Raw genomic sequence first — 21,153 nt, 5'->3', positions numbered from 1 at the left:
GGCAGCTCCAGCGAGACCGCCAGGCCGATCGTCTCCGACTTCAGCGCCACGCCCGGCCCGGAGGTCGTGGTCACGGCGAGCGACCCGCCGAACGCCGCCCCCAGCGCCGCGCCGATGCCCGCGATCTCGTCCTCGGCCTGGAATGTGCGCACACCGAAGTTCTTGTGCCGGCTCAGCTCGTGCAGGATGTCCGAGGCCGGGGTGATCGGGTACGAGCCCAGGAACAGCGGCAGGTCGGCCTGGCGCGAGGCGGTGATCAACCCGTAGGCGAGGGCCAGGTTCCCGGAGATGTTGCGGTAGGTGCCCACCGGGAACGCCTGCGCGGCCGGCGCCACCTCGTAGGAGACGGCGAAGTCCTCCGTCGTCTCACCGAAGTTCCAGCCCGCGCGGAACGCCGCGATGTTCGCCTCGGCGATCTGCGGCTTCTTCGCGAACTTCGTCCGCAGGAACCTCTCCGTGCCCTCGGTCGGCCGGTGGTACATCCACGACAGCAGGCCCAGCGCGAACATGTTCTTGCTGCGCTCGGCCTCCTTGCGGCTGAGGTCGAAGTCCTTCAGGGCCTCCACGGTCAGCGTCGTCAGCGGCACCGGGTGCAGGTGGTAGCCGTCGAGCGAGCCGTCCTCCAAGGGCGAGGCCGCGTAGCCGACCTTCTGCATCGCCCGCTTGGTGAACTCGTCCGTGTTGACGATGATCTCGGCGCCGCGCGGCACGTCGGCGATGTTCGCCTTCAGCGCGGCGGGGTTCATGGCGACCAGGACGTTCGGCGCGTCGCCCGGGGTCAGGATGTCGTGGTCGGCGAAGTGCAGCTGGAAGGACGAGACGCCGGGGAGGGTGCCGGCGGGGGCGCGGATCTCGGCGGGGAAGTTGGGGAGCGTGGACAGATCGTTCCCGAAGGAGGCCGTCTCCGACGTGAAACGGTCACCGGTGAGCTGCATGCCGTCACCGGAGTCGCCCGCGAACCTGATGATCACCCGGTCGAGGCGACGGACGTCCTTGGTCCCGGCCGGTTTGCGCTGCTCTCCCACGACGGTTCCGTCGGCCTGCTCCGCTGGGCTGCTGACCTGACTGGTCACTGAACTGGACCTCCCTCGAGGCGGCTGTCGGGGAGCGGCCTTCCCGAAGGCCGTCCCACGTTCAACCCTACGTCGGTAAGGGTCGCCTTCCCGGGCCATTCGCCCCGACCGACACCCCTACGTCTCACCTTCCGGCCGACCGACACCCCTACGTCTCACCTTCCGGTACGGGGTCGTCCCGGGTCTCAGGAGTTGAGGTAGGTCAGCACGGCCAGCACCCGGCGGTGGTCGCCCTCGCTCGGGGACAGCCCCAGCTTGAGAAAGATGTTGCTGACGTGCTTCTCCACGGCGCCGTCGCTCACCACGAGCTGCTTGGCGATCGCCGAGTTGGTGCGTCCCTCGGCCATGAGGCCCAGCACCTCGCGCTCCCGCGGGGTGAGCCCCGCGAGCACGTCCTGCTTCCGGCTGCGCCCGAGCAGCTGCGCGACCACCTCCGGGTCCAGCGCCGTACCGCCCTCGGCCACGCGCACCACCGCGTCGACGAACTCGCGCACCTCGGCCACCCGGTCCTTCAGCAGGTAACCGACGCCCCGGCTGGAACCGGCGAGCAGCTCGGTGGCGTACCGCTCCTCCACGTACTGCGACAGCACCAGCACCCCGAGCCCGGGATGCGTCCGCCGCAGCTGTACCGCGGCCCGTACGCCCTCGTCCGTGTGCGTGGGCGGCATCCGCACGTCGGCCACGACGACGTCGGGCAGCGCCTGCTCGGCGTGCAGCTCGGTGATCGTCTTCACCAGCGCCTCGGCGTCCCCGACCCCGGCGACGACCTCGTGCCCGCGGTCGGTGAGCAGCCGCGTCAGCCCTTCACGCAACAACACCGAGTCCTCGGCGATGACGACCCGCACCCTGTCCTCCACGATCTGTGTCCCCCCGCACCGGCGTCCCCACCGGGCCGACTCCCGTCACGCGACCCGCCCGGGGTGGGTCCCAGCATCCCAGCAAACGGGTCCGGACAGAAAGGAGAACCGGCGGGGGTGGGGTGACCGGAGGGACGTAGGGGGGACGCATGGAGGACGGAGGCGTACAGGGGCGGCCGGCGCGACGTGCGAGGGGCGGTCGGGGGACTTCCGCCCCGACCGCCCCTCGCACGCCCGACGACCTTCAGCCCGCGGCGCTCATCCCGCGACGCTCACCCTGGGACGGCTCACCCCACCGTGCCCCGCCACGGCAGTTCCGCCGTCACCCGGGTGGGTCCGCCCGCCGGTGAGTCCACCACCAGGATCCCGTCCACCGCGTCCAGCCGTCCGGCCAGCCCTGCCAGACCGGAGCCCTTGGCCGCGTCGGCCCCGCCGGCGCCGTCGTCGACGACCTGCACCATCAGCCGGTCGCCGGCCCGCCAGACCTCCACGGACGCACCCCGGGCGCCACTGTGCTTGCTGACGTTCTGCAGGAGCTCCGACACCGTGAAGTACGCGATCCCCTCGATGGCCGGCGCCGGCCGCTCCGCCAGGTCCACCTCCACCCGCACCGGCACCGTGCAGCGCGAGGCGACCGACGACAGGGCCGCGTCCAGACCACGGTCGGTCAGGACGGCGGGGTGGATGCCGCGGGCCAGGTCGCGCAGCTCCTGGAGCGCCGTCTTCACCTCACCGTGCGCCTCGTCCACCATCCGCGCGGCCTCCTGCGGGTCCTCGCGCAGCTTCTCCTTCGCGAGCCCGAGGTCCATGGCGAGGTTCACCAGCCGGGCCTGCGCGCCGTCGTGCAGGTCGCGCTCGATGCGCCGCAGGTCGGCCGCCGCGGTGTCCACCACGACCCCCCGGCCCGACTCCAGCTCCACCACCCGCGACGCCAGCTTCGACGGGCCGAGCAGCCCGTGCACCATCAGCCGGTCCACCGTGGTCAGCGCCCGCACGATCCACGGCGTGGCCAGCGTGAACAGCAGGCCCACCGCCGCCGTCACCGCGATCTCGAACGGGTTGTCGAGGTACACACTGTGCTGCGCGTCCCCGTACAGCTGCAGCCCGCCCTGCCCGCCGTACATCGGGAACACCCAGAACCACAGCGGGTACGTCAGCAGCGCCCACCCGTACACCCAGAAGTTGACCGCCACCACGAACGAGAACGTCGACCAGGGCAGCTGCAGCACCGCGTACAGCAGGTGCCGCCAGGACGTCCCGCTCTTCAGCACCGCCCCCATCCACGCGAACATCCCCCGCCCGCGCGGCCGCAACGGCTCCGGCTCGGCCACCTCCAGCCCCAGCAGCCCCCGCGCCCGCGCCCGCTCCAGCGTCCCGAAGCCCCGGCAGCCGGCCAGCGCCGCCGCCAGCACCGGCACGCCGAGGAACGTCACCAGCAGCCCCGCGCCCAGCGCCACCATCGTCACGGCGTACGTGAACAGCACGACGCTGATCGGCAGGCTGGTCAGCACGTACGCGAACTCGCGCCAGCTGCGCCCCTCGAAGGGCGCCCGCAGCCCGGCGGGCAGCAGGTGGCCCCGCTCGCGTCCCCGCTGGCCCGCGGGTTCGCGCGCCGGCCCGTAGTGCTCGGCGTACCGTCCGTACTCCGTGGTCATCGGCGTGGTCCGTTTCTGCTCGTCTGCCGCTCGTTCGGTGCTCGTGTGCCGTGTGCCGTGTGCCGTGTGCCGGTCGTGCCGGGGACTGCCCGTCCGGGTGGCCTCGTACCTCCAGCCTCCTCGACCGGCGCCCCGCGGACCATGCGGTCCGTCGGCCTGTCGACCCGGGGGTTTTCCCCACCCCGCGACCACGGTCGTTGCCGCCAGGACCCCGCTCAGGGCCGCGGGCCACGGCCCCGCTCACGGCCCCCGCTCACGGCTGCTCGGTGCGGTCCCGCCAGGGCAGCTCGGCCGTCACCGTCGTCGGACCGCCGGGCGGGGAGTCCACGACGAACAGGCCGTCGACCGCGTCGAGGCGCTCCGCGAGCCCCCGCATGCCGCTGCCGGCATCGAGGCTCGCCCCGCCGTGGCCGTCGTCCCAGACCTGCACGAGCAGCCGGTCGTCCGAGCGCCACACCTCCACGCTCGCCTGCCGCGCCCCGCTGTGCTTGCTGATGTTCTGCAGCAGCTCCGAGACGGTGAAGTAGGCGATGCCCTCGATGGCCGCGGCCGGCCGCGCCGGCAGGTCGGCCGTCACCTTCACCGGCACCGTGCAGCGCGACGCGACCGAGGACAGCGCCGCGTCCAGGCCGCGGTCGGTGAGGACGGCGGGGTGGATGCCGCGGGCCAGGTCGCGCAGCTCCTGCAGCGCGAGCTTCACCTCGCCGTGCGCCTCGTCGACCATGGCGGCCACCTGGTCGTCCGCCTGTCCCTCGAGCAGCTTCTCCTTGGCCAGGCCCAGCCCCATCGCGAGGTTCACCAGCCGGGCCTGCGCGCCGTCGTGCAGGTCGCGCTCGATGCGCCGCAGGTCGGCCGCCGCGGTGTCGACCACGACCCCCCGGTCCGACTCCAGTTCGGCGATACGGCGCTCCAGCTCGTCGGAGGGCGACAGCAAGGCCCGCACCATCGCCCGGTCGGCGTTGGTCAGCCCGCGCGCCAGGAACGGCAGCACCGGCCACAGCACGAACAGCGAGGTCAGCGCCACCGTGAAGGTGAGGATGCCCCACGGCAGCCGGATCAGGTCGTACAGGATCGTCCGCCAGCCCACCGGGTCCTTCAGGACCAGCCACATCCCCTGCAGACCGCCCGCCCGGCGCAGCGGCAACGGGCTCGGCTCCTCGATCCGCACCCCCAGCAGCGCCCTGGCCCGCGCCCGCTCGGCCCGCCCCATCAGCCGCGCGCCCATCAGGCCGAGCGCCAGCAGCGGCAGACCGATCACGGTCAGGCTCAGCATGGCGCCCGTGAAGGTCACCGTCATCACGTAGACGAACCCGGCCAGCGACAGCGGCAGGTTCGCCAGCAGATGGGCGATCTCCTTCCAGGTCTGCGCGTCGTAGGCGAGGCGGGGCGGGGGCAGCGGAGCGTCGGCGCCGGGCGCGGCGCCCCGCTGCGGGGCGAGGGCCGGTGCGGGTGCGGGTGCGGTCATACGCGTTAGCGTGCCGCGCGCCGGAGCCGCGCGCCATGGAGTTCGCCGCCCGGGCGGACGGGGGAAAACCCCACCCCCGCACCCCGAGGTGCGACGGGCTGCTTACGCTCCCTTTAGCAGGCCCTAGACTCGCGTGCGTACGGATCGTCGAACGTGTCGAGGGCAGGGAGCGAGGGGCGGACGTTGCGGGAGACGCTGCGGGAGCCGACCGTCGTCGCGGCGGGCTACTTCGAGTCGTACTCGGTCGTCGGCCTGCTGGCCGTCGTGGGCGTGCTGTTCGTCGCGGTCGCCTTCGGCGCCGGACGCCTGCTGCGCCCGGTGGTGCCCACCCCCGAGAAACTCCTCACCTACGAGTGCGGTGTCGACCCCGTCGGCGAGGGCTGGGCCCACACCCAGGTCCGCTACTACGTCTACGCCTTCCTCTACGTCATCTTCGCGGTCGACTCGATCTTCCTCTTCCCGTGGGCGACGGTGTTCGCCGCGCCCGGCTACGGCGCGGCCACGCTCGTGGAGATGTTCATCTTCCTCGGCTTCCTCACCGTGGGCCTGCTGTACGCATACAAGAAGGGTGTCCTGGCATGGACGTGAACCCGTCCGCCGACGCGCGCCCGGCCGCCACCCCGCCGGAGACCGCGCCGGGACCGCACCCCGCCCCCGAGCCGGTGCTGCTGCCCGAGCCCAAGCGGCTCGGCTCGCTCGCCCGACTCGCCCCCGAGCCCATGAAGGTCGTCCTCAACTGGGGCCGCCGCTACTCGCTCTGGGTCTTCAACTTCGGCCTGGCCTGCTGCGCCATCGAGTTCATCGCCGCGTCCATGGCCCGCCACGACTTCATCCGCCTCGGCGTGATCCCCTTCGCGCCGGGCCCGCGCCAGGCCGACCTGATGGTCGTCTCCGGCACGGTCACCGACAAGATGGCCCCCGCCGTCAAGCGCCTGTACGAGCAGATGCCCGAGCCGAAGTACGTCATCTCCTTCGGCGCGTGCAGCAACTGCGGCGGCCCCTACTGGGACTCCTACGCCGTGACCAAGGGCGTCGACCAGATCATCCCGGTCGACGTCTACGTCCCCGGCTGCCCGCCGCGCCCCGAGGCCCTGCTCCAGGGCATCCTCAAGCTCCAGGAGAAGATCGCGCGCGAGTCCCTGGGCGAGCGCTACGGCACCCCCGCCCGCCCCTCCGTCGCCGCCCTCCAGTCCGACCTGGTCATGCCGCCCGCCCCCGGCAATGGCGCGGGGGAGGCCCGATGACCACCGTCGGCTGGCTGCCGGCCCCCGCCGAGCAGCTCTTCGGCCCCGACGCCACGGCCGAGGAGTCCTACGCCGTCCTCACCGTCGACGTCCCGCCCACCGCCTGGCTCGAGGCCCTGCGCACCGCCCGCGACGAGCTGACCTGCACCTACTTCGACTGGCTCAGCGCCGTCGACGAACCCGGCGTCGGCTTCCGCGTCTGCGCCCACCTCGCCTCCCTCACTCCGCTGCGGCGCCTGCTGCTGCGCACCACCGTCCCGCACGCCGCACCGACCCTGCCGTCGGCCGTGGACGTCTACTCCGGCGCCGCCTGGCACGAGCGCGAGACCCACGAGATGTTCGGCGTCGACTTCACCGGTCACCCGGGACTCGACCACCTCCTCCTCCCGGACAACTTCGAGGGCCACCCCCTGCGCAAGGACTTCGTCCTCGCCGCCCGCGTCGCCAAGGCCTGGCCCGGCGCCAAGGAACCCGGCGAGTCCGACCACGGCGGCCCCAAGCGCCGCCAGATGCTCCCCCCGGGCGTCCCCGACCCCAACGAGTGGGGCCCCCTCAAGGGCCAACTCCCCCCGGTCCCCGCCCGCCCCACCCGCACCGCACCCCGCCCCACCACGGACCGCCCGCCCCGCCGCACCCGCACGACAGCGGAGGGCTCAGCGAGCCAGGCGACGCCCGCGGCGGACACGGCTGCCGGTTCCGGTGCCGGTGCGCGTGCAGGTACGGGCGCGAGCGCAGGCACAGAGACGGGTGCGGGTACGGCACCTGCCCCCGCACCGAGGCGCACCCGCACGGCCGCACAGGGCTCGGCCAGCCAAACTCCCGCCGCCCCCACCGGCGAGGGCACCGGCGCGGCTCCGGCCGCCCCGTCCGGACCTCGCCGTGCCCGCAGCGCATCCCAGGGCTCCGCTTCCCAGCGTGCCCAGGACGGCCCCGCGACCCCCGGCGCGTCCCCGCCCCGCCCGGCGACACCCCCGCGCAGCGCCGACGCCCCGTGGCACCACGCTCGCCCGGCCTTCGACGAACCCGACCCCGAGGCACAGCCCCGCGACGAGGCCCAGCCCGAGCCCGCACCGGAGCCGACGCCCGCACCGGAGCCGGCCTCCACACCGGAGCCGACGCCCGCACCGGAGCCGACCTCCGCATCGGAGCCGACGCCCGCACCGGAGCCGACCTCCGCCCCCGAACCCCCGGCCGCCCCCGAACCCCCGGCGACCGAAGCCCCTGAACCGGAAGAAGCCCCGGGCACCGCCCACGCGCCCGACCCTTCCCCCCAAGAGCGCAAAGCGCCCCGAGCCCCCCAAACCCCCAAGGACCCCCCAGGAGGCCAGCAGTGAACGACGCTCTCGACGTCGCCCTGCGACTCCTGATCGTCTTCGTCGTCTTCCTCACCTTCCCCCTGATCGTCGGTCAGACCGAGCACAAGGTGATGGCCCACATGCAGGGCCGCCTCGGCCCGATGTACGCCGGCGGCTTCCACGGCTGGGCCCAGCTCATCGCCGACGGTGTGAAGTTCGCGCAGAAGGAGGACGTCGTCCCGGCGGGTGCGGACCGCCGCATCTTCCAGCTGGCCCCCGCCGTGGCGCTGCTGCCCTACCTGCTCGTGCTGCTCGCCATCCCCATCGGCCCCGGCGAGGGCGCCGTCGGCCAGGTGCTGGACGCGGGCGTGTTCTTCGTCCTGGCCGTGATGGGCGTGGGTGTCCTCGGCTCACTGATGGCCGGCTGGGCATCCGCCAACAAGTTCTCCCTCCTCGGCGGCCTGCGCACCGCCGCTCAGCTCCTGTCCTACGAACTGCCCATGCTGCTCGCCGCCGCCTCCGTGGCGATGGCCGCCGGCACGGTCTCCCTGCCCGGCATCGTCGACGCCTTCGAGTGGTGGTGGCTGCCGTGGCAGATCACCGGTGCCCTCGTCTTCTTCATCGCCGGCCTCGCCGAGCTCCAACGGCCGCCGTTCGACATGCCCGTCGCCGACTCGGAGATCATCTTCGGTGCCTACACCGAGTACACGGGCCTGCGCTTCGCCCTCTTCCTCCTCGCCGAGTACGCCGGGATCGTCGTCCTGTGCGGCCTGACCACGGTTCTCTTCCTGGGCGGCTGGCACGGCCCCTGGGGCGCCGACGGCCTCGGCTGGGTCTGGACCCTGCTGAAGACCGCGATCCTCGCCTTCGTCGTGATCTGGCTGCGCGTCACCTACCCCCGCCTGCGCGAGGACCAGCTCCAGAAGTTCTCCTGGACCCTCCTCGTCCCCCTCTCCCTCGCTCAGATCGCCCTCACCGGCATCGTCAAGGTGGTGATCTCCTAAATGGCCCCCATCCCCGGCTCCGGCCTCGCCAAGGGCCTGGCCGTCACCCTCCGCACGATGACCAGGAAGACGGTCACCGAGCAGTACCCGGACGCCCAGCCCGACCTCCCGCCCCGCACCCGCGGGGTGATCGGCCTGTTCGAGGAGAACTGCACGGTCTGCATGCTGTGCGCCCGTGAGTGCCCCGACTGGTGCATCTACATCGACTCCCACAAGGAGACGGTCCCGGCGGCGACGCCCGGTGGCCGCGAACGCAGCCGCAACGTCCTCGACCGCTTCGCCATCGACTTCTCCCTGTGCATGTACTGCGGTATCTGCATCGAGGTCTGTCCTTTCGACGCCCTGTTCTGGTCCCCGGAGTTCGAGTACGCCGAGACCGACATCCGCGAGCTCACCCACGAGCGCGACAAGCTGCGCGAGTGGATGTGGACCGTGCCGGCCCCGCCGGCCCTCGACCCGGGTGCCGAGGAACCGAAGGAGATCGCCGCCGCCCGCAAGACCGCCGAGAAGCTCGCGGCCCAGCAGGCCCCGCCGGTCACCGAACCCCTCGCGGACGAGCAGGCCCGCGCCGCCGAGGGCCCCACCCGGGCCCAGGGCGACTCGCAGCAGCAGACCGACCAGCCCCGCCCGTCGAGCTCGCCCACGAGCGGGCTCGCGGGTCCGCCCTCGGACCGGTCTGCCGCGGACGACCGGCCTCAGCCGGACCCGTCCGCCCCCGCCCAGCCCGGCACTTCGCCCCGGCCGAAGCAGGAGGGGCAGGAATGACCTACGCCCTCGCCACGGCCGTGACGGCGCACCCCGGTCCGAGCGGTGTGCCCCTGGCCGCCGCCGCCCACGGCTTCCTCTCACCGACCGGTGTGGAGATCGCCTTCCTCCTCGTCGGCCTGCTCACCTTCGGCGCCGCCCTCGTCACCGTCACCACCAGGCAGCTGGTGCACGCCGCCCTCTGGCTGGTGGTCGCACTCGGTGGGCTCGCCGTCGAATACCTCCTGCTCACCGCCGAGTTCATCGCCTGGGTGCAGGTCCTCATCTACGTGGGCTCCGTCGTCGTCCTCCTCCTGTTCGGTCTGATGCTCACCAGGGCCCCCATCGGCCGCTCCCCGGACGCCGACTCCGGCAACCGCTGGGCCGCCCTCGCGGTCGCCGTCGCCGCGGCGGCCGCGCTGGTCTGGGTGGTCGTCGACGCCTTCCGCACCACCTGGATCGACCTGGACGGCCCGGCCGCCGGCTCCACGGAGGTCACCGGAGCGAGCCTCTTCCAGCACTGGGTCCTGCCCTTCGAGGCCCTCTCCGTCCTCCTCCTCGCGGCCCTGGTCGGCGCGATCGTCCTGTCCCGCAAGGCCAGGGCGGAGAAGAGCTCTCCCCCTGTGAACTCCCGGGCCTCGGCCGGCGGTTCCCCTGTCGTCCCGGAATCCCGGAATCACCCGTCCGGGGGACACCGCCCCACCGAGCAGGAAGGCGCCCGCTGATGCACCTCGCCTATCCCGCCGTCCTGTCCGCCCTCCTCTTCTGCACCGGCGTGTACGGCGTCCTCGCCCGCCGCAACGCGATCCTGGTCCTGATGTCGGTCGAGCTGATGCTCAACGCCGTCAACCTCAACCTGGTCGCCTTCGACGTCTGGCTCAGCCGTACCGCCGAGGAGACCCTGCACTCCGGTCAGGCCCTGACCCTGTTCACGATCGCCATCGCCGCCGCCGAGATCGGCATCGGCCTGGCGATCGTCCTCGCCGTGTACCGCAACCGCGGCACCTCGGACATCGACAAGCTCCGTGACACCGCCGAAGGCCACGGGAGCGGCACCGACGGCGACGCCCCCGCGGCGGAGAAGGCTGAGGCCACCGCGTGACCACGACCACCCTCGCCGTCCTCGTCCCCCTCCTGCCGTTCCTGGGCGCCGTCGCCGGCCTGCTGCTGGGCCGCACCGCACCCGGCTTCGTGCGCCCGCTCGCCGTCCTGCCGACGCTCACCGCCTTCGTCCTGGCCGTACTGGTCGCCGTGCGCCAGGGCGGGGACGCCGCCGTCGACGCGGCCACCGAACTCACCCCCACCGGCTCCGTCCCGGTGTACCTCGCCCTGCACATCGACGGCTTCGCCGCGCTGGTCGCCGTCCTCGTCGGCCTGGTCGCCTCCTGCGTGCAGATCTACTCCACGGGCTACCTGCGCGACGACCCCCGCTACCCGTCGTACGCCGCCCTCGTGTCGCTGTTCACCTCCGCGATGCTGCTGGTCGTCTACTCCGGCGACCTGATCGTCCTGCTGGTCGGCTGGGAGGTCATGGGCATCTGCTCGTACTTCCTGGTCGGCCACTACTGGGAGACCCCCGAAGCACGCGCCGCCTCCCTGAAGGCCTTCCTGGTCACCAAGCTCGGCGACGTGCCCTTCCTGATCGGCCTGTTCGCCCTCGGCACCGACGCCGGGTCGTTCCGCATCACCCGGGTCCTCGGCACCGTCGCGCACGGCGGCCTCGACCACCCGACGGTGATCGCGCTGCTGCTCCTGGCCGGTGTGGCGGGCAAGTCGGCGCAGTTCCCGCTGCACACCTGGCTCCCCGACGCGATGGCCGGCCCCACGCCCGTCTCCGCGCTGATCCACGCCGCGACGATGGTCGCCGCCGGTGTCTACTTCATCGCCCGGCTCCTCCCCGTGTTCGAGGCGTCCGCCGCCGCGATGGTCGTCATGGCCGTCATGGCCGCGGTCACGATGACCGGGTCCGGGCTCGCCGCGCTGGCCCAGGACGACATCAAGCGCGTCCTCGCCTACTCGACGATCGGCCAGCTCGGCTACATGACCGGTGCCCTCGCCGTCGGCGACCGGGGTGCCGCCGTCTTCCACCTCCTGTCCCACGGCGCCTTCAAGGCGCTGCTGTTCCTCGCGGCCGGCGTGGTCATCCACGCCGCCGGCACCAACTCGCTCGCCGCCATGTCCCGGATGAGCGGCCTGCGGGACCGCGTCCCGGACGCCTACTGGACGATGACCGTGGCGCTCCTCGCGCTCGCCGCGATCCCGCCGTTCAGCGGCTTCTTCTCCAAGGAGTCGGTCCTCGGCGCCGCCGAGCACGTCACGGCCGGTCACACCGGGCACGTGCCCGCCGCGACGGGCTGGATCGTCCTCGTCGCCGGTCTCGTCACCGCCTTCCTGACCGCCGCCTACGCGACGCGTCTGTGGCTGCTGGCGTTCCGCGGACACGGTGCGCAGGCCCCCGACCACGGCCGCCAGCCGCTGACGATGACCGTCGTGCTGTGGGTGCTCGCCGTGCCGTCCCTCGCCCTGGGCGGGCTCGCCTACCGCACGCTCCCCGACTGGTTCGACGGCGGCGACCTCGCCCCGACCCTGACCACGTCCGTGCTCGGCACCGGGGTCGCCCTGATCGGCGGCCTCGTCACCTACGCGGCCTGGCGGCACCTCACCGGGCTCGCCGCGCGCGTGCCGCTCGGAGCGGTCGCCGCCCACCCCGAGGGCGACGCCGGCCAGGTCGAGGCCGAGGCGATCGCCACGCACGCGCCCGCGTACGGTGACGTGGCCTCGGCGCCCGACCCCGCCGACCCCGGGCGGCTGCTGCTCGGCCCGCTGCACCGGCACGCGGCCGTCGGCTTCCACCTGGACGCCGTCTACACGGCGCTCTTCGTGCGGCCGGTGCTGGCCGGTGCCTCGCTGGTGCGGTTCCTGGACCGCGAGGTCGTCGAGACCTACGTCCGCGGTGCGGGCGTCCTACCCCGCTGGTTGGGCGCCGCCGTACGGCGTGCCCAGACCGGCAACGTGCAGACCTATGTGAGCGCGCTGCTCGCCGGCACCGTCGTCCTCGCGGTCGCCGCCGTCCTCGTCGCCACGGGAGCGTGAGCAGGCGTGATCGATATCAACGAGTCCGTGATGCAGTTCCTCCTGGCGTTCGTCGTCGTCGGGCCGCTCCTCGGCGCGGCCGCCGCCCTCCTGCCCGCCCCGCCCGGACTGAAGGGGAAGTCGCCCGAGCAGGCCGTGCTGCGGCACGGCGTGACCGTCACCGGCGCGGTCCTGGTCGCCGCGATCGTCCTCGCGCTCGGCTTCGACCACGACCATCCGTCGAGGATCCAGGCGAGCACGGACATCAGCTGGATCCCCGCACTCGACGTGCGCATCCACCTCGGCATCGACGGCATCTCCCTCCCCCTCGTGGTCCTCACGGCGTTGCTGACGTTCCTGAGCGCGCTCTACAGCTACTTCAAGATGCCCGCGGGCCCCAGCGCGAAGGGCTTCGTGGCCCTGGTGCTCGTCCTGGAGTCCGGCACCCTCGCCACCTTCGCCGTCCTCGACCTGCTGCTGTTCTTCCTCGCCTTCGAGATGGTGCTGATCCCGATGTACTTCCTCATCGCCCGCTGGGGCGGCGAGGGCCGGACCGCGGCCGCCTGGAAGTTCATCCTGTACACGCTGCTCGGCTCGGTGGTCATGCTGCTCGGCCTGCTTCTCATCGGCCTGAGGGCGGGCACGTTCGACATGGTGGCACTCGTCACTGACAACGGCCGGTCGCTGAGCACGTCCGTGCAGGTCATCGCCGTTCTGGCGATCGGCGTCGGACTCGCCGTGAAGACCCCGATGTGGCCGCTGCACAGCTGGCTGCCCGACGCCCACACCGCCGCCCCGACCGTGGGCTCGGTGCTGCTGGCGGGTGTCCTGCTGAAGATGGGCACGTACGGGTTCGTCCGGATCCTGCTGCCGATTGCACCCGACGGCTTCCGCACCTTCGCGCCGTACCTCGCCGCGTTCGCCGTCGTCGGCATCATCTACGGATCGCTGGCCTGCCTGGCCCTCGCCAAGCAGGGCGCCAAGGGCGACCTCAAGCGCCTGATCGCCTACTCCTCCGTGGGCCACATGGGCTTCGTCCTCCTCGGCATCGCCACCATGACCCCGACCGGCGTGAACGGGGCCCTGTTCGCCAACATCGCCCACGGTCTCATCACCGGCCTGCTGTTCTTCCTGGTCGGCGCCCTGAAGGACCGCACCGGCACCACCGACCTCGACACCCTCGCCGAGGGCACCGGCGCCGCGCTGTACGGCAAGGCGCCCCGCCTCGGCGGCCTGCTCGCCTTCGGCGCCGTCGCCTCCCTCGGACTGCCCGGCCTCGCCGGGTTCTGGGGCGAGATGCTGGCCCTGTTCGGCGCGTTCCGCCCCGCCGCCGACCTCAGCCGGCCCGCGTTCCTCACCTTCACCGCGATCGGCGCCTTCGGCACGCTGCTGACGGCCGCGTACCTGCTGGTCGTCGTGCGCCGCGTCTGCATGGGCGCCGTACCGCAGGACGCGCCCGCCCTCACCGACGTGCGCTCCTACGAGTTCGCCGCCTGGACCCCGCTCGTCGCCCTCACCGTCGTCGCCGGACTGTGGCCCAGGACCCTGCTCGGCCTGACCGACCCGGCCGTGCAGCAGCTCCTCGCAGGAGGCACCCGATGAGCTCCCTGGCCCAGCCGCTGGCCGGCACCGTCGTCCAGTCGGTCGACTGGCTCGCGATCGCCCCGCCCACGCTCGCGGCGGTCGTCGCCCTCGCCGTCCTCGTCGCCGACCTGTTCGTGCCCGAGGCGAGGAAGCAGCTCCTCGGATGGCTGTCGGTGGCCGGACTGGCCGCCTCCGCGGCCCTGCTGCTGCCGCTCCTCGACGGCGACCGCTCCACCTTCTGCGTGACCGGCACGCGCGACGCGTGCAGCTACACCGTCGACCGCTTCACCCTGGTCATCCAGTTCCTGGTCCTCGGCGGAGCCCTGCTCGCCGCCCTGCTGTCGGTCACCGCGCTGAAGGACGCGCGCAAGGAGCTCCCCGAGGGCGAGTTCTGGTTCCTGCTGCTGTCCTCCGCCGCCGGAGCCGCCCTCCTGCCCGCCTCCCGCGACCTCGCCACCCTGATAGTCGCCCTGGAGGTCGCCTCCCTGCCCGCCTTCGCCCTCGTCGGCCTGCGCCACGGCGACCGCAGGTCCTCCGAGGCGGCCCTGAAGTTCTTCCTGTCGTCCGTCACCGCGACCGCCGTCAGCCTCCTGGGCATCAGCTTCGTCTACGCCACGACCGGCACCCTCCACCTGACCCGGGTCGCCGACCGCATCCAGCACGTCGACGGGCAGCTGCACACCCTCGCGCAGACCGGCGTCGTCCTCACCCTCGTCGGCTTCGCCTTCAAGACGGCCGCCGTGCCCTTCCACTTCTGGGTCCCCGACACCTACGTCGGCGCCCCCCTGCCGATCGCCGCCTACCTCTCCGTGGTCGGCAAGGCGGTCGGCTTCTCCGGCCTCATCCTCGTCACCGTCGTCGCCTTCCCGTCGTACGCCGACGTCTGGGGCCCCGCCCTCGCCGCGCTGGCCGCGCTCACCATGACCGTCGGCAACGTCGGTGCGCTGCGCCAGCGCACCACGCGCGCGTACAGCGCCGTACGCCTGCTCGCCTGGTCCTCCGTGGGCCAGGCCGGCTACCTGCTGGTGCCGATCGCCGCGGCCGCCTACTCCGACGACGCCGACCACGCCGTCGGCTCCACGCTCGCGTACGCCCTCATGTACGCCGCCGTGAACCTCGGCGCCTTCGCGGTGGCCGCGCTGGTCGGCCGCACCGCCCGCGAGAACCGCGTCACCGACTACCGCGGCCTGTACGCGTCCCACCCCGTCACGGCGCTGCTCCTCGCCTTCTTCCTGCTGTGCCTGGCCGGACTCCCGCCGGGCATCATCGGTCTGTTCGCGAAGGTCACCGTGTTCTCCGCCGCCGTCGACGCGGGCCTGGGCTGGCTCGCCGTCGTCATGGCCGTCAACGTCGTGATCGCGCTGTTCTACTACCTCCAGTGGACGGCGCTGCTGTTCCGCGCCCCCGAGGGCGAGCCGGCGAAGCACCGCGTGCCCGCGCCGCTCACCGCCGCGATCACGCTGACCGCGGTTGTCGGCATCGCCCTGTCCGGGGCGCCCCAGCTGGTCCTGCGCTTCGCCGACACGACGCTGTTCTGAGCGCCGGCACGTCGCGCACGGCCGGCGCCGCCGGGGGCCGTCACCCGGACGGCTCACCCCTGTGCGCCCGGGTACAAGGGAACTCGTGACTTCCGCCTGGCGTTGACCATGACGGGAGGGTCCACTGGACGTGACACCAGACAGGACCGCAGATCGACCAGCAAAGGGTTCTCCTGCCGCACGACTTGGAGGGCGTACCGTGCACCGCCGGCACAACGGGCTCAGGACCGCAGTTCTCCTCGGAGGACTGTCGGCGCTCATCATCGTCATCGGCGGCTTCTTCGGCCGTACGGGACTGATCGTCGCGGTCCTCGTCGCGCTCGGCACCAACGCGTACGCGTACTGGAACAGCGACAAGATGGCCCTGCGCGCCATGCGCGCCCGCCCGGTGAGCGAGTTCGAGGCACCGGGGCTCTACCGCATGGTGCGTGAGCTCTCCACCCAGGCCCGTCAGCCGATGCCCCGCCTGTACATCTCGCCGACCGAGGCGCCCAACGCCTTCGCGACCGGCCGCAACCCGCGCAACGCCGCCGTGTGCTGCACGGAGGGCATCCTGCGCATCCTCGACGAGCGCGAGCTGCGCGGGGTGATCGGCCACGAGCTCAGCCACGTCTACAACCGCGACATCCTCATCTCGTCCGTCGCCGGCGCCCTGGCCTCCGTGATCATGTTCCTGGTGAACTTCGCCTGGCTGATCCCCATCGGCCGCTCGGACGACGACGACGGCCCCGGCATCCTCGGCATGCTCCTGATCATGATCCTGGGACCGCTGGCGGCGAGCCTCATCCAGCTCGCCATCAGCCGCTCCCGGGAGTACGAGGCGGACGCGTCCGGCGCCCGGCTCACCGGCGACCCGCTGGCACTCGCCGGGGCCCTGCGCAAGCTCGAGGCGGGCACCAAGCAGCTCCCGCTGCCCCCGGAGCCCCGCATCGAGACCGCCAGCCACATGATGATCGCGAACCCGTTCCGCCCGGGGCAGGGGCTGTCGAAGATGTTCTCGACGCACCCTCCGATGGCGGAGCGCATCGCCCGCCTCGAGAAGATGGCAGGTCACCCGTGAGAACCATCCTGAACGTCATATGGCTCGTCCTGAGCGGCTTCTGGCTGTTCCTCGCCTACCTGGTGGCGGGCCTGATCCTCTGCATCACGATCATCGGCATCCCGTTCGGCATCGCGGCGTTCCGCATCGGTGTGTACGCCCTCTGGCCGTTCGGCTACACCACGGTCGAGCGGCGGGACGCGGGCGCCCCGTCCTGCGTCGGCAACGTGCTCTGGCTCGTCCTCGCGGGCTGGTGGCTGGCGCTCGGCCACATCGTCACCGGGCTGCTGTTGTGCATCACGATCATCGGCATCCCGTTCGGCGTGGCCAACTTCAAGCTGATCCCGGTCTCGCTGTTCCCGCTCGGCCGCGAGATCGTGCCGACGGACGAGCCGTTCGCCGTACGCTGACCAGCCCCCACAGCCCGGCGGGCAGGTGTCCGACCAGCCCCGGATCACAGCCAGTTGTCCACAGCCGCCGACTTGTCCACAGGCCCGCACGGCTGTCAGTGGCGGCCCGCATCATGAACGCATGACCGAGAACGAGCAGTTGCTGGAACGGGTGGCGGCCAAGGCCCGCACCACCCGCCCCTGGGGCTGGCCCACCCTGCCCGCGTCCGTCGACGCGGACACCCTGACCCGCGCCGAGGCCGCCCTCGGCTTCCCGCTGCCGCCCCTGCTCGCCGACCTCTACCTACGCATAGGAGACGGCGGGTTCGGCCCCGAGTACGGCCTGCTGCCCCTGCTCGACAGCCCACCGGCCGGTGAGCCCGCCGCCGTCGCCCAGTACCTCACCTACCGCGAGCGGGGCCAGGACGACCCCGACTGGCCCTGGCCCGAAGGCGTCCTGCCGATATCCCACTGGGGCTGCGCGATGTACGCCTGTGTCGACTGCCTCTCCCCGCACGCTCCGGTCCTCCTCTTCGAACCCAACCCCGGTGAAACCGACCAGGCCTGGTTCGTGGACGCTCCCCGCCTCACGGACTGGCTGCGCGCCTGGGTCGACGGCACGGGCTGGTACGACGTCATGGACGAGGACACGGAGATGGCGCCGTGGGAGGAGTTCCGAATACGCACGGGCACCGCTGCCGGGACATCCAGCCCGACGGCCCGACGGACGGCCGGCTGACGCAGCCCGCGCGGCCGACGCCCGACCGGACAGCGCCCACGGCCTCCTCGGCGCCCACCGACCCATCACCGTCCACCGCGCAGGCGCCGACGCCGGAGTCGGCCAACGCCCGGTCAACGACCGCGGAGCGACCCGCCCCTGGCTAACGCCCGGCGAACCGCCGCCGCACCCCGTACCCGACCACGCCCACCGCGACCACCCCCGCGCCCACGGCCACGGACGTCCCCGGCAGTGAGAACGCCAGGACCGCGCACCCGGCCAGGCCCAGCGCCGGCAGCACCCGCGCCCCGACCGTCGCCTCCAGGGTCCAGGCTGAGGCGTTGGCCACCGCGTAGTACGTCAGCACACCGAAGGAGGAGAACCCGATCGCGCCCCGCACGTCCACCGTGGCGGCGAGGACGGCGACCACCGCACCCACGGCCAGCTCGGCCCGGTGCGGTACGTGGAACCGCGGATGCACGGCGGCCAGCGCGCCGGGCAGGTGCCGGTCCCGTGCCATGGCCAGCGTGGTCCGGGAGACACCCAGGATCAGGGCGAGCAGCGAACCCAGCGCGGCCACCGCCGCCCCGACCCGGACCACGGGCACCAACCCCGGCACCCCGGCCGCGCGCACCGCGTCCGCCAGCGGCGCTCCGGAGCGCCCGAGAGCACCCGCACCCAGCACGGAAAGGACCGCGACCGCCACACACGCGTACACGACCAGCGCGATGCCGAGAGCCAGCCGGATCGCGCGGGGGATGGTGCGCGCCGGGTCCCGCACCTCCTCGCCGAGAGTCGCGATGCGCGCGTACCCGGCGAAGGCGAAGAAGAGCAGGCCCGCCGCCTCCAGCACCCCGCCGGCGCCCCGGGAGGCCCCGATGTCCAACCGTCCCGCAGCGAAGGAGTCCGACCCCAGACAGACCACCACGACACCGGCCAGCACCGCCAGGACGACCGCGACGACGACCCGCGTCAGCCAAGCCGACTTCTGGATGCCGCCGTAGTTCACGGCCGTCAGCACCACCACGGCCGCGACCGCCACGGCGTGCGCGCGCCCGGGCCAGACGTACGCGCCGACCGTCAGTGCCATCGCCGCGCACGAGGCCGTCTTGCCGACGACGAACGACCAGCCGGCGAGGTAGCCCCAGAACGGGCCGAGCCGCTCACGGCCGTAGACGTACGTGCCGCCGGACGCCGGATACACGGCGGCGAGGCGGGCCGACGCGACGGCGTTGCAGTAGGCCACGACGGCGGCGACGGCGAGGCCGAGCAGCAGCCCGGAGCCCGCGGTGCGGGCGGCGGGCCCCAGCGAGGCGAAGATGCCGGCGCCGACCATCGAGCCGAGCCCGATGACGACGGCGTCCCCGAGCGCCAGGGTGCGCCGAAGTTCTGCGGCGGAACCGGACGGTGTCATGCGCCGCACCCTACTGACCAGGGGAACCACCGGACCGCGCAAGGGCGTCGTCCACGGCAACAAGGTACGAACAGGCAGACGAACACCGCCCCCACGGACCGGAACCACAGTCCCGGGACAGTGTGTGCACAGGGCAGAAGGGCAGGTTCCCGGGCATGAGCATCCTCGCCTGGATCATCCTCGGACTGTTGGCCGGCGTCATCGCCAAGATCCTGCTCCCGGGCCGCGACCCGGGCGGGCTCGTGGGCACGACCCTGATCGGTGTCGCAGGCGCCTTCGTCGGCGGCTGGATCTCGGCCCGCTGGCTGGACCACCCCGTCAGCAAGGACTTCTTCGACGCGGCGACCTGGGCGTCCGCGATAGGCGGCTCCCTGGTGCTGCTGATCCTCTACCGGATCGTGTTCGGCAACTCCCGCGACTGAACGCGCGCGAACGCCGACGCCGACCCCCGTCCCCGTCCCCGGGTCCGGGCGCGGAAGGGAACGGAAAGAGGGTGGGCACCGCGCGGTGCCCACCCCCTGCACACCGGCGCCTAGCGGTAGTTCACGAACTGCAGCGCGAAGTCGAAGTCCTTGCCCTTGAGCAGGGCGATGACGGTCTGGAGGTCGTCGCGGCTCTTGGAGCTGACGCGCAGTTCGTCGCCCTGGACCTGGGCCTTGACGCCCTTGGGGCCCTCGTCACGGATGATCTTCGCGACCTTCTTGGCGTTCTCCTGGGAGATGCCCTCCTCGATCGACGCGAAGAGCTTGTACTCCTTGCCGGACAGCTGCGGCTCGCCCGCGTCCAGGGCCTTCAGCGAGATCCCGCGCTTGATGAGCTTCGACTGGAAGACGTCGAGGACGGCCTTCACCCGGTCCTCGGAGTTCGCCTCCATGAGGATCTTCTCGCCGGACCACGAGATCGAGGCGCCCACGCCCTTGAAGTCGTAGCGCTGGGAGATCTCCTTGGCGGCCTGGTTGAGGGCGTTGTCGACCTCCTGCCGCTCGACCTTCGAGACGATGTCGAAACTGGAGTCGGCCATGTCCTGTGGCTCCTTGTATCGGGGTGCGTATCGGTGCGTATCGATGTCGACGCGTGCGCGTCGGCGTCCGTGAGGACGACCGGCCGACCGGGTCGGGGCCCGGGCCGCATCCGCACAAGCCTAGCCACCTCGCCGGTGCCGGGTGGTGATCAATCGGGTGGCGGAGCACCCCCCGGGATCGGGTATTGTTTACGTCGTTGCCACGGAGCACCGCCGAAAAGCAGTGCGAAGGGCGGCAAACCCGGCGGTGTGCCCGAGCGGCCAAAGGGAGCAGACTGTAAATCTGCCGGCTCAGCCTTCCCAGGTTCGAATCCTGGCGCCGCCACACGGACGAGAGGCCCCTGCCTTCTGCGGAGACGCGGAGGCGGGGGCCTTTCGGTGTGCACGGGGGACGGACCTACATGACCGCCACGTCGCGGGAGCTACGCCCCGGGTGACCCGTTGCCCGGCGTCTGGGCCGCGCGTTTCACCTCCGCCTCGACCTCGATGCGGGACTTGCCTTCCTCCTTCGCGTACTCGGTCACCGTGGCCTGTACGTCCCGAGCCAGGTCGCGCCAGGCGCGCCAGGCCGTCTCGTACGTGTCCGTCTGGGTCTGCGACCAGGGGGACGCCGTGGGGGCGCCGTAGTTGTCCCGCAGCTGGAGGACCCGCACATGGGCCTCGTCCGCCGCGCGCTGCATCGCCACGAGTTCCTCGAAGGTATGTGCCACGAGTACGGATGCTAAGGAGGTCCCGGCCCATCCGCGCGGCGAGCGCGGCGCACGTCGCGGCGCCGTACCCGCGTGGCCCACTGCGGCACACTGGCTCCATGTCCAGCCGTCGCCGCACCTGCCCCGAGTGCCGCCGCGAGATCGCCGTCGTCGCCGGACGGTTCGCCCGGCACGACCCGCCCGGTGCGCGGGGGAGCGGGCTGCTCACTTCCTGCCCCGGCTCCCGCCGCCCCGCCCAACTGGACGCCGTGCAGCCCTCCCTGGACGGCTACGTCGTCCCGGAGATCCCCGGACAGATGCCCCTCTTCTGAGCCAGGGCCATCAGGGCCAT

Annotated in this window: 22 protein-coding genes and 1 tRNA gene; 16 read left to right on the top strand and 7 right to left on the bottom strand. The window is 72.4% G+C overall.

All coding sequences use genetic code 11. The annotated features are described in order from the left end of the window. The 4 genes from AQJ30_RS30725 to AQJ30_RS30710 all read right to left on the bottom strand — a co-directional run. Positions 1-1,073: 2-oxoacid:acceptor oxidoreductase family protein (locus AQJ30_RS30725; RefSeq protein WP_245727205.1), on the bottom strand; the 1,073-nt coding region annotated here is incomplete at its 3' end. A gap of 185 nt (positions 1,074-1,258) precedes the next feature. Continuing rightward, positions 1,259-1,930 carry a response regulator transcription factor gene (locus AQJ30_RS30720; RefSeq protein WP_067240461.1) on the bottom strand — a complete coding sequence of 224 codons (672 nt, stop codon included), beginning with the start codon at positions 1,928-1,930 and terminating at the stop codon, positions 1,259-1,261. A gap of 287 nt (positions 1,931-2,217) precedes the next feature. Further along, complete coding sequence (locus tag AQJ30_RS30715) at positions 2,218-3,585, bottom strand: sensor histidine kinase (RefSeq protein ID WP_067240459.1); 1,368 nt, start codon at positions 3,583-3,585, stop codon at positions 2,218-2,220. Positions 3,586-3,838: 253 nt separating this feature from the next. Then, positions 3,839-5,050 carry a sensor histidine kinase gene (locus tag AQJ30_RS30710; protein WP_067240457.1) on the bottom strand — a complete coding sequence of 404 codons (1,212 nt, stop codon included), beginning with the start codon at positions 5,048-5,050 and terminating at the stop codon, positions 3,839-3,841. A gap of 195 nt (positions 5,051-5,245) precedes the next feature. Here AQJ30_RS30710 and AQJ30_RS30705 point away from each other — a divergent pair, with 195 nt between their 5' ends. From AQJ30_RS30705 to AQJ30_RS30645, 13 genes are all read left to right on the top strand, one after another. After that, complete coding sequence (locus AQJ30_RS30705) at positions 5,246-5,638, top strand: NADH-quinone oxidoreductase subunit A (RefSeq protein ID WP_079084420.1); 393 nt, start codon at positions 5,246-5,248, stop codon at positions 5,636-5,638. Then, entirely contained in the window at positions 5,629-6,294 is a 666-nt protein-coding gene (locus AQJ30_RS30700; protein WP_067240454.1) for an NADH-quinone oxidoreductase subunit B, read from the top strand. The genes AQJ30_RS30705 and AQJ30_RS30700 overlap by 10 nt, the downstream gene beginning before the upstream one ends. Continuing rightward, the gene (locus tag AQJ30_RS30695) at positions 6,291-7,628 is read left to right on the top strand and encodes an NADH-quinone oxidoreductase subunit C (RefSeq protein ID WP_067240452.1); all 1,338 of its coding nucleotides are present in this window, start codon (positions 6,291-6,293) and stop codon (positions 7,626-7,628) included. Before AQJ30_RS30700 ends, AQJ30_RS30695 begins: the two co-directional genes overlap by 4 nt. Continuing rightward, a complete protein-coding gene (locus AQJ30_RS30690) occupies positions 7,625-8,593 on the top strand; it encodes a complex I subunit 1/NuoH family protein (protein ID WP_067240449.1) in 969 nt (322 codons plus the stop codon). The genes AQJ30_RS30695 and AQJ30_RS30690 overlap by 4 nt, the downstream gene beginning before the upstream one ends. Next, a complete protein-coding gene (locus tag AQJ30_RS30685; protein ID WP_079084409.1) occupies positions 8,594-9,358 on the top strand; it encodes a NuoI/complex I 23 kDa subunit family protein in 765 nt (254 codons plus the stop codon). After that, positions 9,355-10,062, top strand: a complete 708-nt coding sequence (locus AQJ30_RS30680; RefSeq protein ID WP_067240446.1) for an NADH-quinone oxidoreductase subunit J family protein — start codon at positions 9,355-9,357, stop codon at positions 10,060-10,062. The genes AQJ30_RS30685 and AQJ30_RS30680 overlap by 4 nt, the downstream gene beginning before the upstream one ends. Continuing rightward, positions 10,062-10,439 (top strand): NADH-quinone oxidoreductase subunit NuoK, encoded by a 378-nt coding sequence (gene nuoK, locus AQJ30_RS30675; RefSeq protein WP_067240444.1) that lies wholly within the window; start codon positions 10,062-10,064, stop codon positions 10,437-10,439. Before AQJ30_RS30680 ends, nuoK begins: the two co-directional genes overlap by 1 nt. Further along, positions 10,436-12,430, top strand: coding sequence for an NADH-quinone oxidoreductase subunit 5 family protein (locus AQJ30_RS30670; RefSeq protein ID WP_067240441.1), 1,995 nt, complete (start codon positions 10,436-10,438; stop codon positions 12,428-12,430). The genes nuoK and AQJ30_RS30670 overlap by 4 nt, the downstream gene beginning before the upstream one ends. Before the next feature lie 6 nt (positions 12,431-12,436). Further along, on the top strand, positions 12,437-14,011 hold the full coding sequence (locus AQJ30_RS30665) for a complex I subunit 4 family protein (protein ID WP_067240436.1): 1,575 nt from the start codon (positions 12,437-12,439) through the stop codon (positions 14,009-14,011). Continuing rightward, positions 14,008-15,531: an NADH-quinone oxidoreductase subunit N gene (locus AQJ30_RS30660; RefSeq protein WP_067240429.1), complete on the top strand. Its 1,524-nt coding sequence runs from the start codon at positions 14,008-14,010 to the stop codon at positions 15,529-15,531. Before AQJ30_RS30665 ends, AQJ30_RS30660 begins: the two co-directional genes overlap by 4 nt. A 199-nt stretch (positions 15,532-15,730) precedes the next feature. Further along, positions 15,731-16,591 carry a zinc metalloprotease HtpX gene (gene htpX / locus AQJ30_RS30655; RefSeq protein WP_067240427.1) on the top strand — a complete coding sequence of 287 codons (861 nt, stop codon included), beginning with the start codon at positions 15,731-15,733 and terminating at the stop codon, positions 16,589-16,591. Beyond that, on the top strand, positions 16,588-16,980 hold the full coding sequence (locus AQJ30_RS30650) for a YccF domain-containing protein (RefSeq protein ID WP_067240422.1): 393 nt from the start codon (positions 16,588-16,590) through the stop codon (positions 16,978-16,980). The genes htpX and AQJ30_RS30650 overlap by 4 nt, the downstream gene beginning before the upstream one ends. A 121-nt stretch (positions 16,981-17,101) precedes the next feature. Next, positions 17,102-17,698 carry an SMI1/KNR4 family protein gene (locus AQJ30_RS30645; protein ID WP_067240416.1) on the top strand — a complete coding sequence of 199 codons (597 nt, stop codon included), beginning with the start codon at positions 17,102-17,104 and terminating at the stop codon, positions 17,696-17,698. 142 nt (positions 17,699-17,840) lie between these two features. Here AQJ30_RS30645 and AQJ30_RS30640 read toward each other — a convergent pair whose 3' ends face one another. Beyond that, a complete protein-coding gene (locus AQJ30_RS30640; protein ID WP_067240410.1) occupies positions 17,841-19,091 on the bottom strand; it encodes an APC family permease in 1,251 nt (416 codons plus the stop codon). 155 nt (positions 19,092-19,246) lie between these two features. Here AQJ30_RS30640 and AQJ30_RS30635 point away from each other — a divergent pair, with 155 nt between their 5' ends. Continuing rightward, positions 19,247-19,513 (top strand): GlsB/YeaQ/YmgE family stress response membrane protein, encoded by a 267-nt coding sequence (locus AQJ30_RS30635; RefSeq protein WP_067240408.1) that lies wholly within the window; start codon positions 19,247-19,249, stop codon positions 19,511-19,513. A gap of 110 nt (positions 19,514-19,623) precedes the next feature. Here the strand turns inward: AQJ30_RS30635 and AQJ30_RS30630 are convergent, their stop codons facing one another. Continuing rightward, positions 19,624-20,112, bottom strand: a complete 489-nt coding sequence (locus AQJ30_RS30630) for a YajQ family cyclic di-GMP-binding protein (RefSeq protein ID WP_067240406.1) — start codon at positions 20,110-20,112, stop codon at positions 19,624-19,626. Positions 20,113-20,355: 243 nt separating this feature from the next. Between AQJ30_RS30630 and AQJ30_RS30625 the strand changes: the two genes are divergently transcribed. After that, a tRNA-Tyr gene (locus tag AQJ30_RS30625) sits at positions 20,356-20,437 on the top strand. Between the two features lie 97 nt (positions 20,438-20,534). Here the strand turns inward: AQJ30_RS30625 and AQJ30_RS30620 are convergent. After that, positions 20,535-20,822: a hypothetical protein gene (locus tag AQJ30_RS30620; protein WP_067240405.1), complete on the bottom strand. Its 288-nt coding sequence runs from the start codon at positions 20,820-20,822 to the stop codon at positions 20,535-20,537. Positions 20,823-20,920: 98 nt separating this feature from the next. Here AQJ30_RS30620 and AQJ30_RS30615 point away from each other — a divergent pair, with 98 nt between their 5' ends. Beyond that, positions 20,921-21,133: a hypothetical protein gene (locus tag AQJ30_RS30615; protein ID WP_067240403.1), complete on the top strand. Its 213-nt coding sequence runs from the start codon at positions 20,921-20,923 to the stop codon at positions 21,131-21,133. The last annotated feature ends 20 nt before the right edge of the window (positions 21,134-21,153 follow it).

This window comes from Streptomyces longwoodensis, from assembly GCF_001514125.1.
GTDB lineage: Bacteria > Actinomycetota > Actinomycetes > Streptomycetales > Streptomycetaceae > Streptomyces > Streptomyces longwoodensis.
Note: the sequence above shows the minus strand (reverse complement) of the source record. Positions and strands in the feature narration are given on the sequence as shown.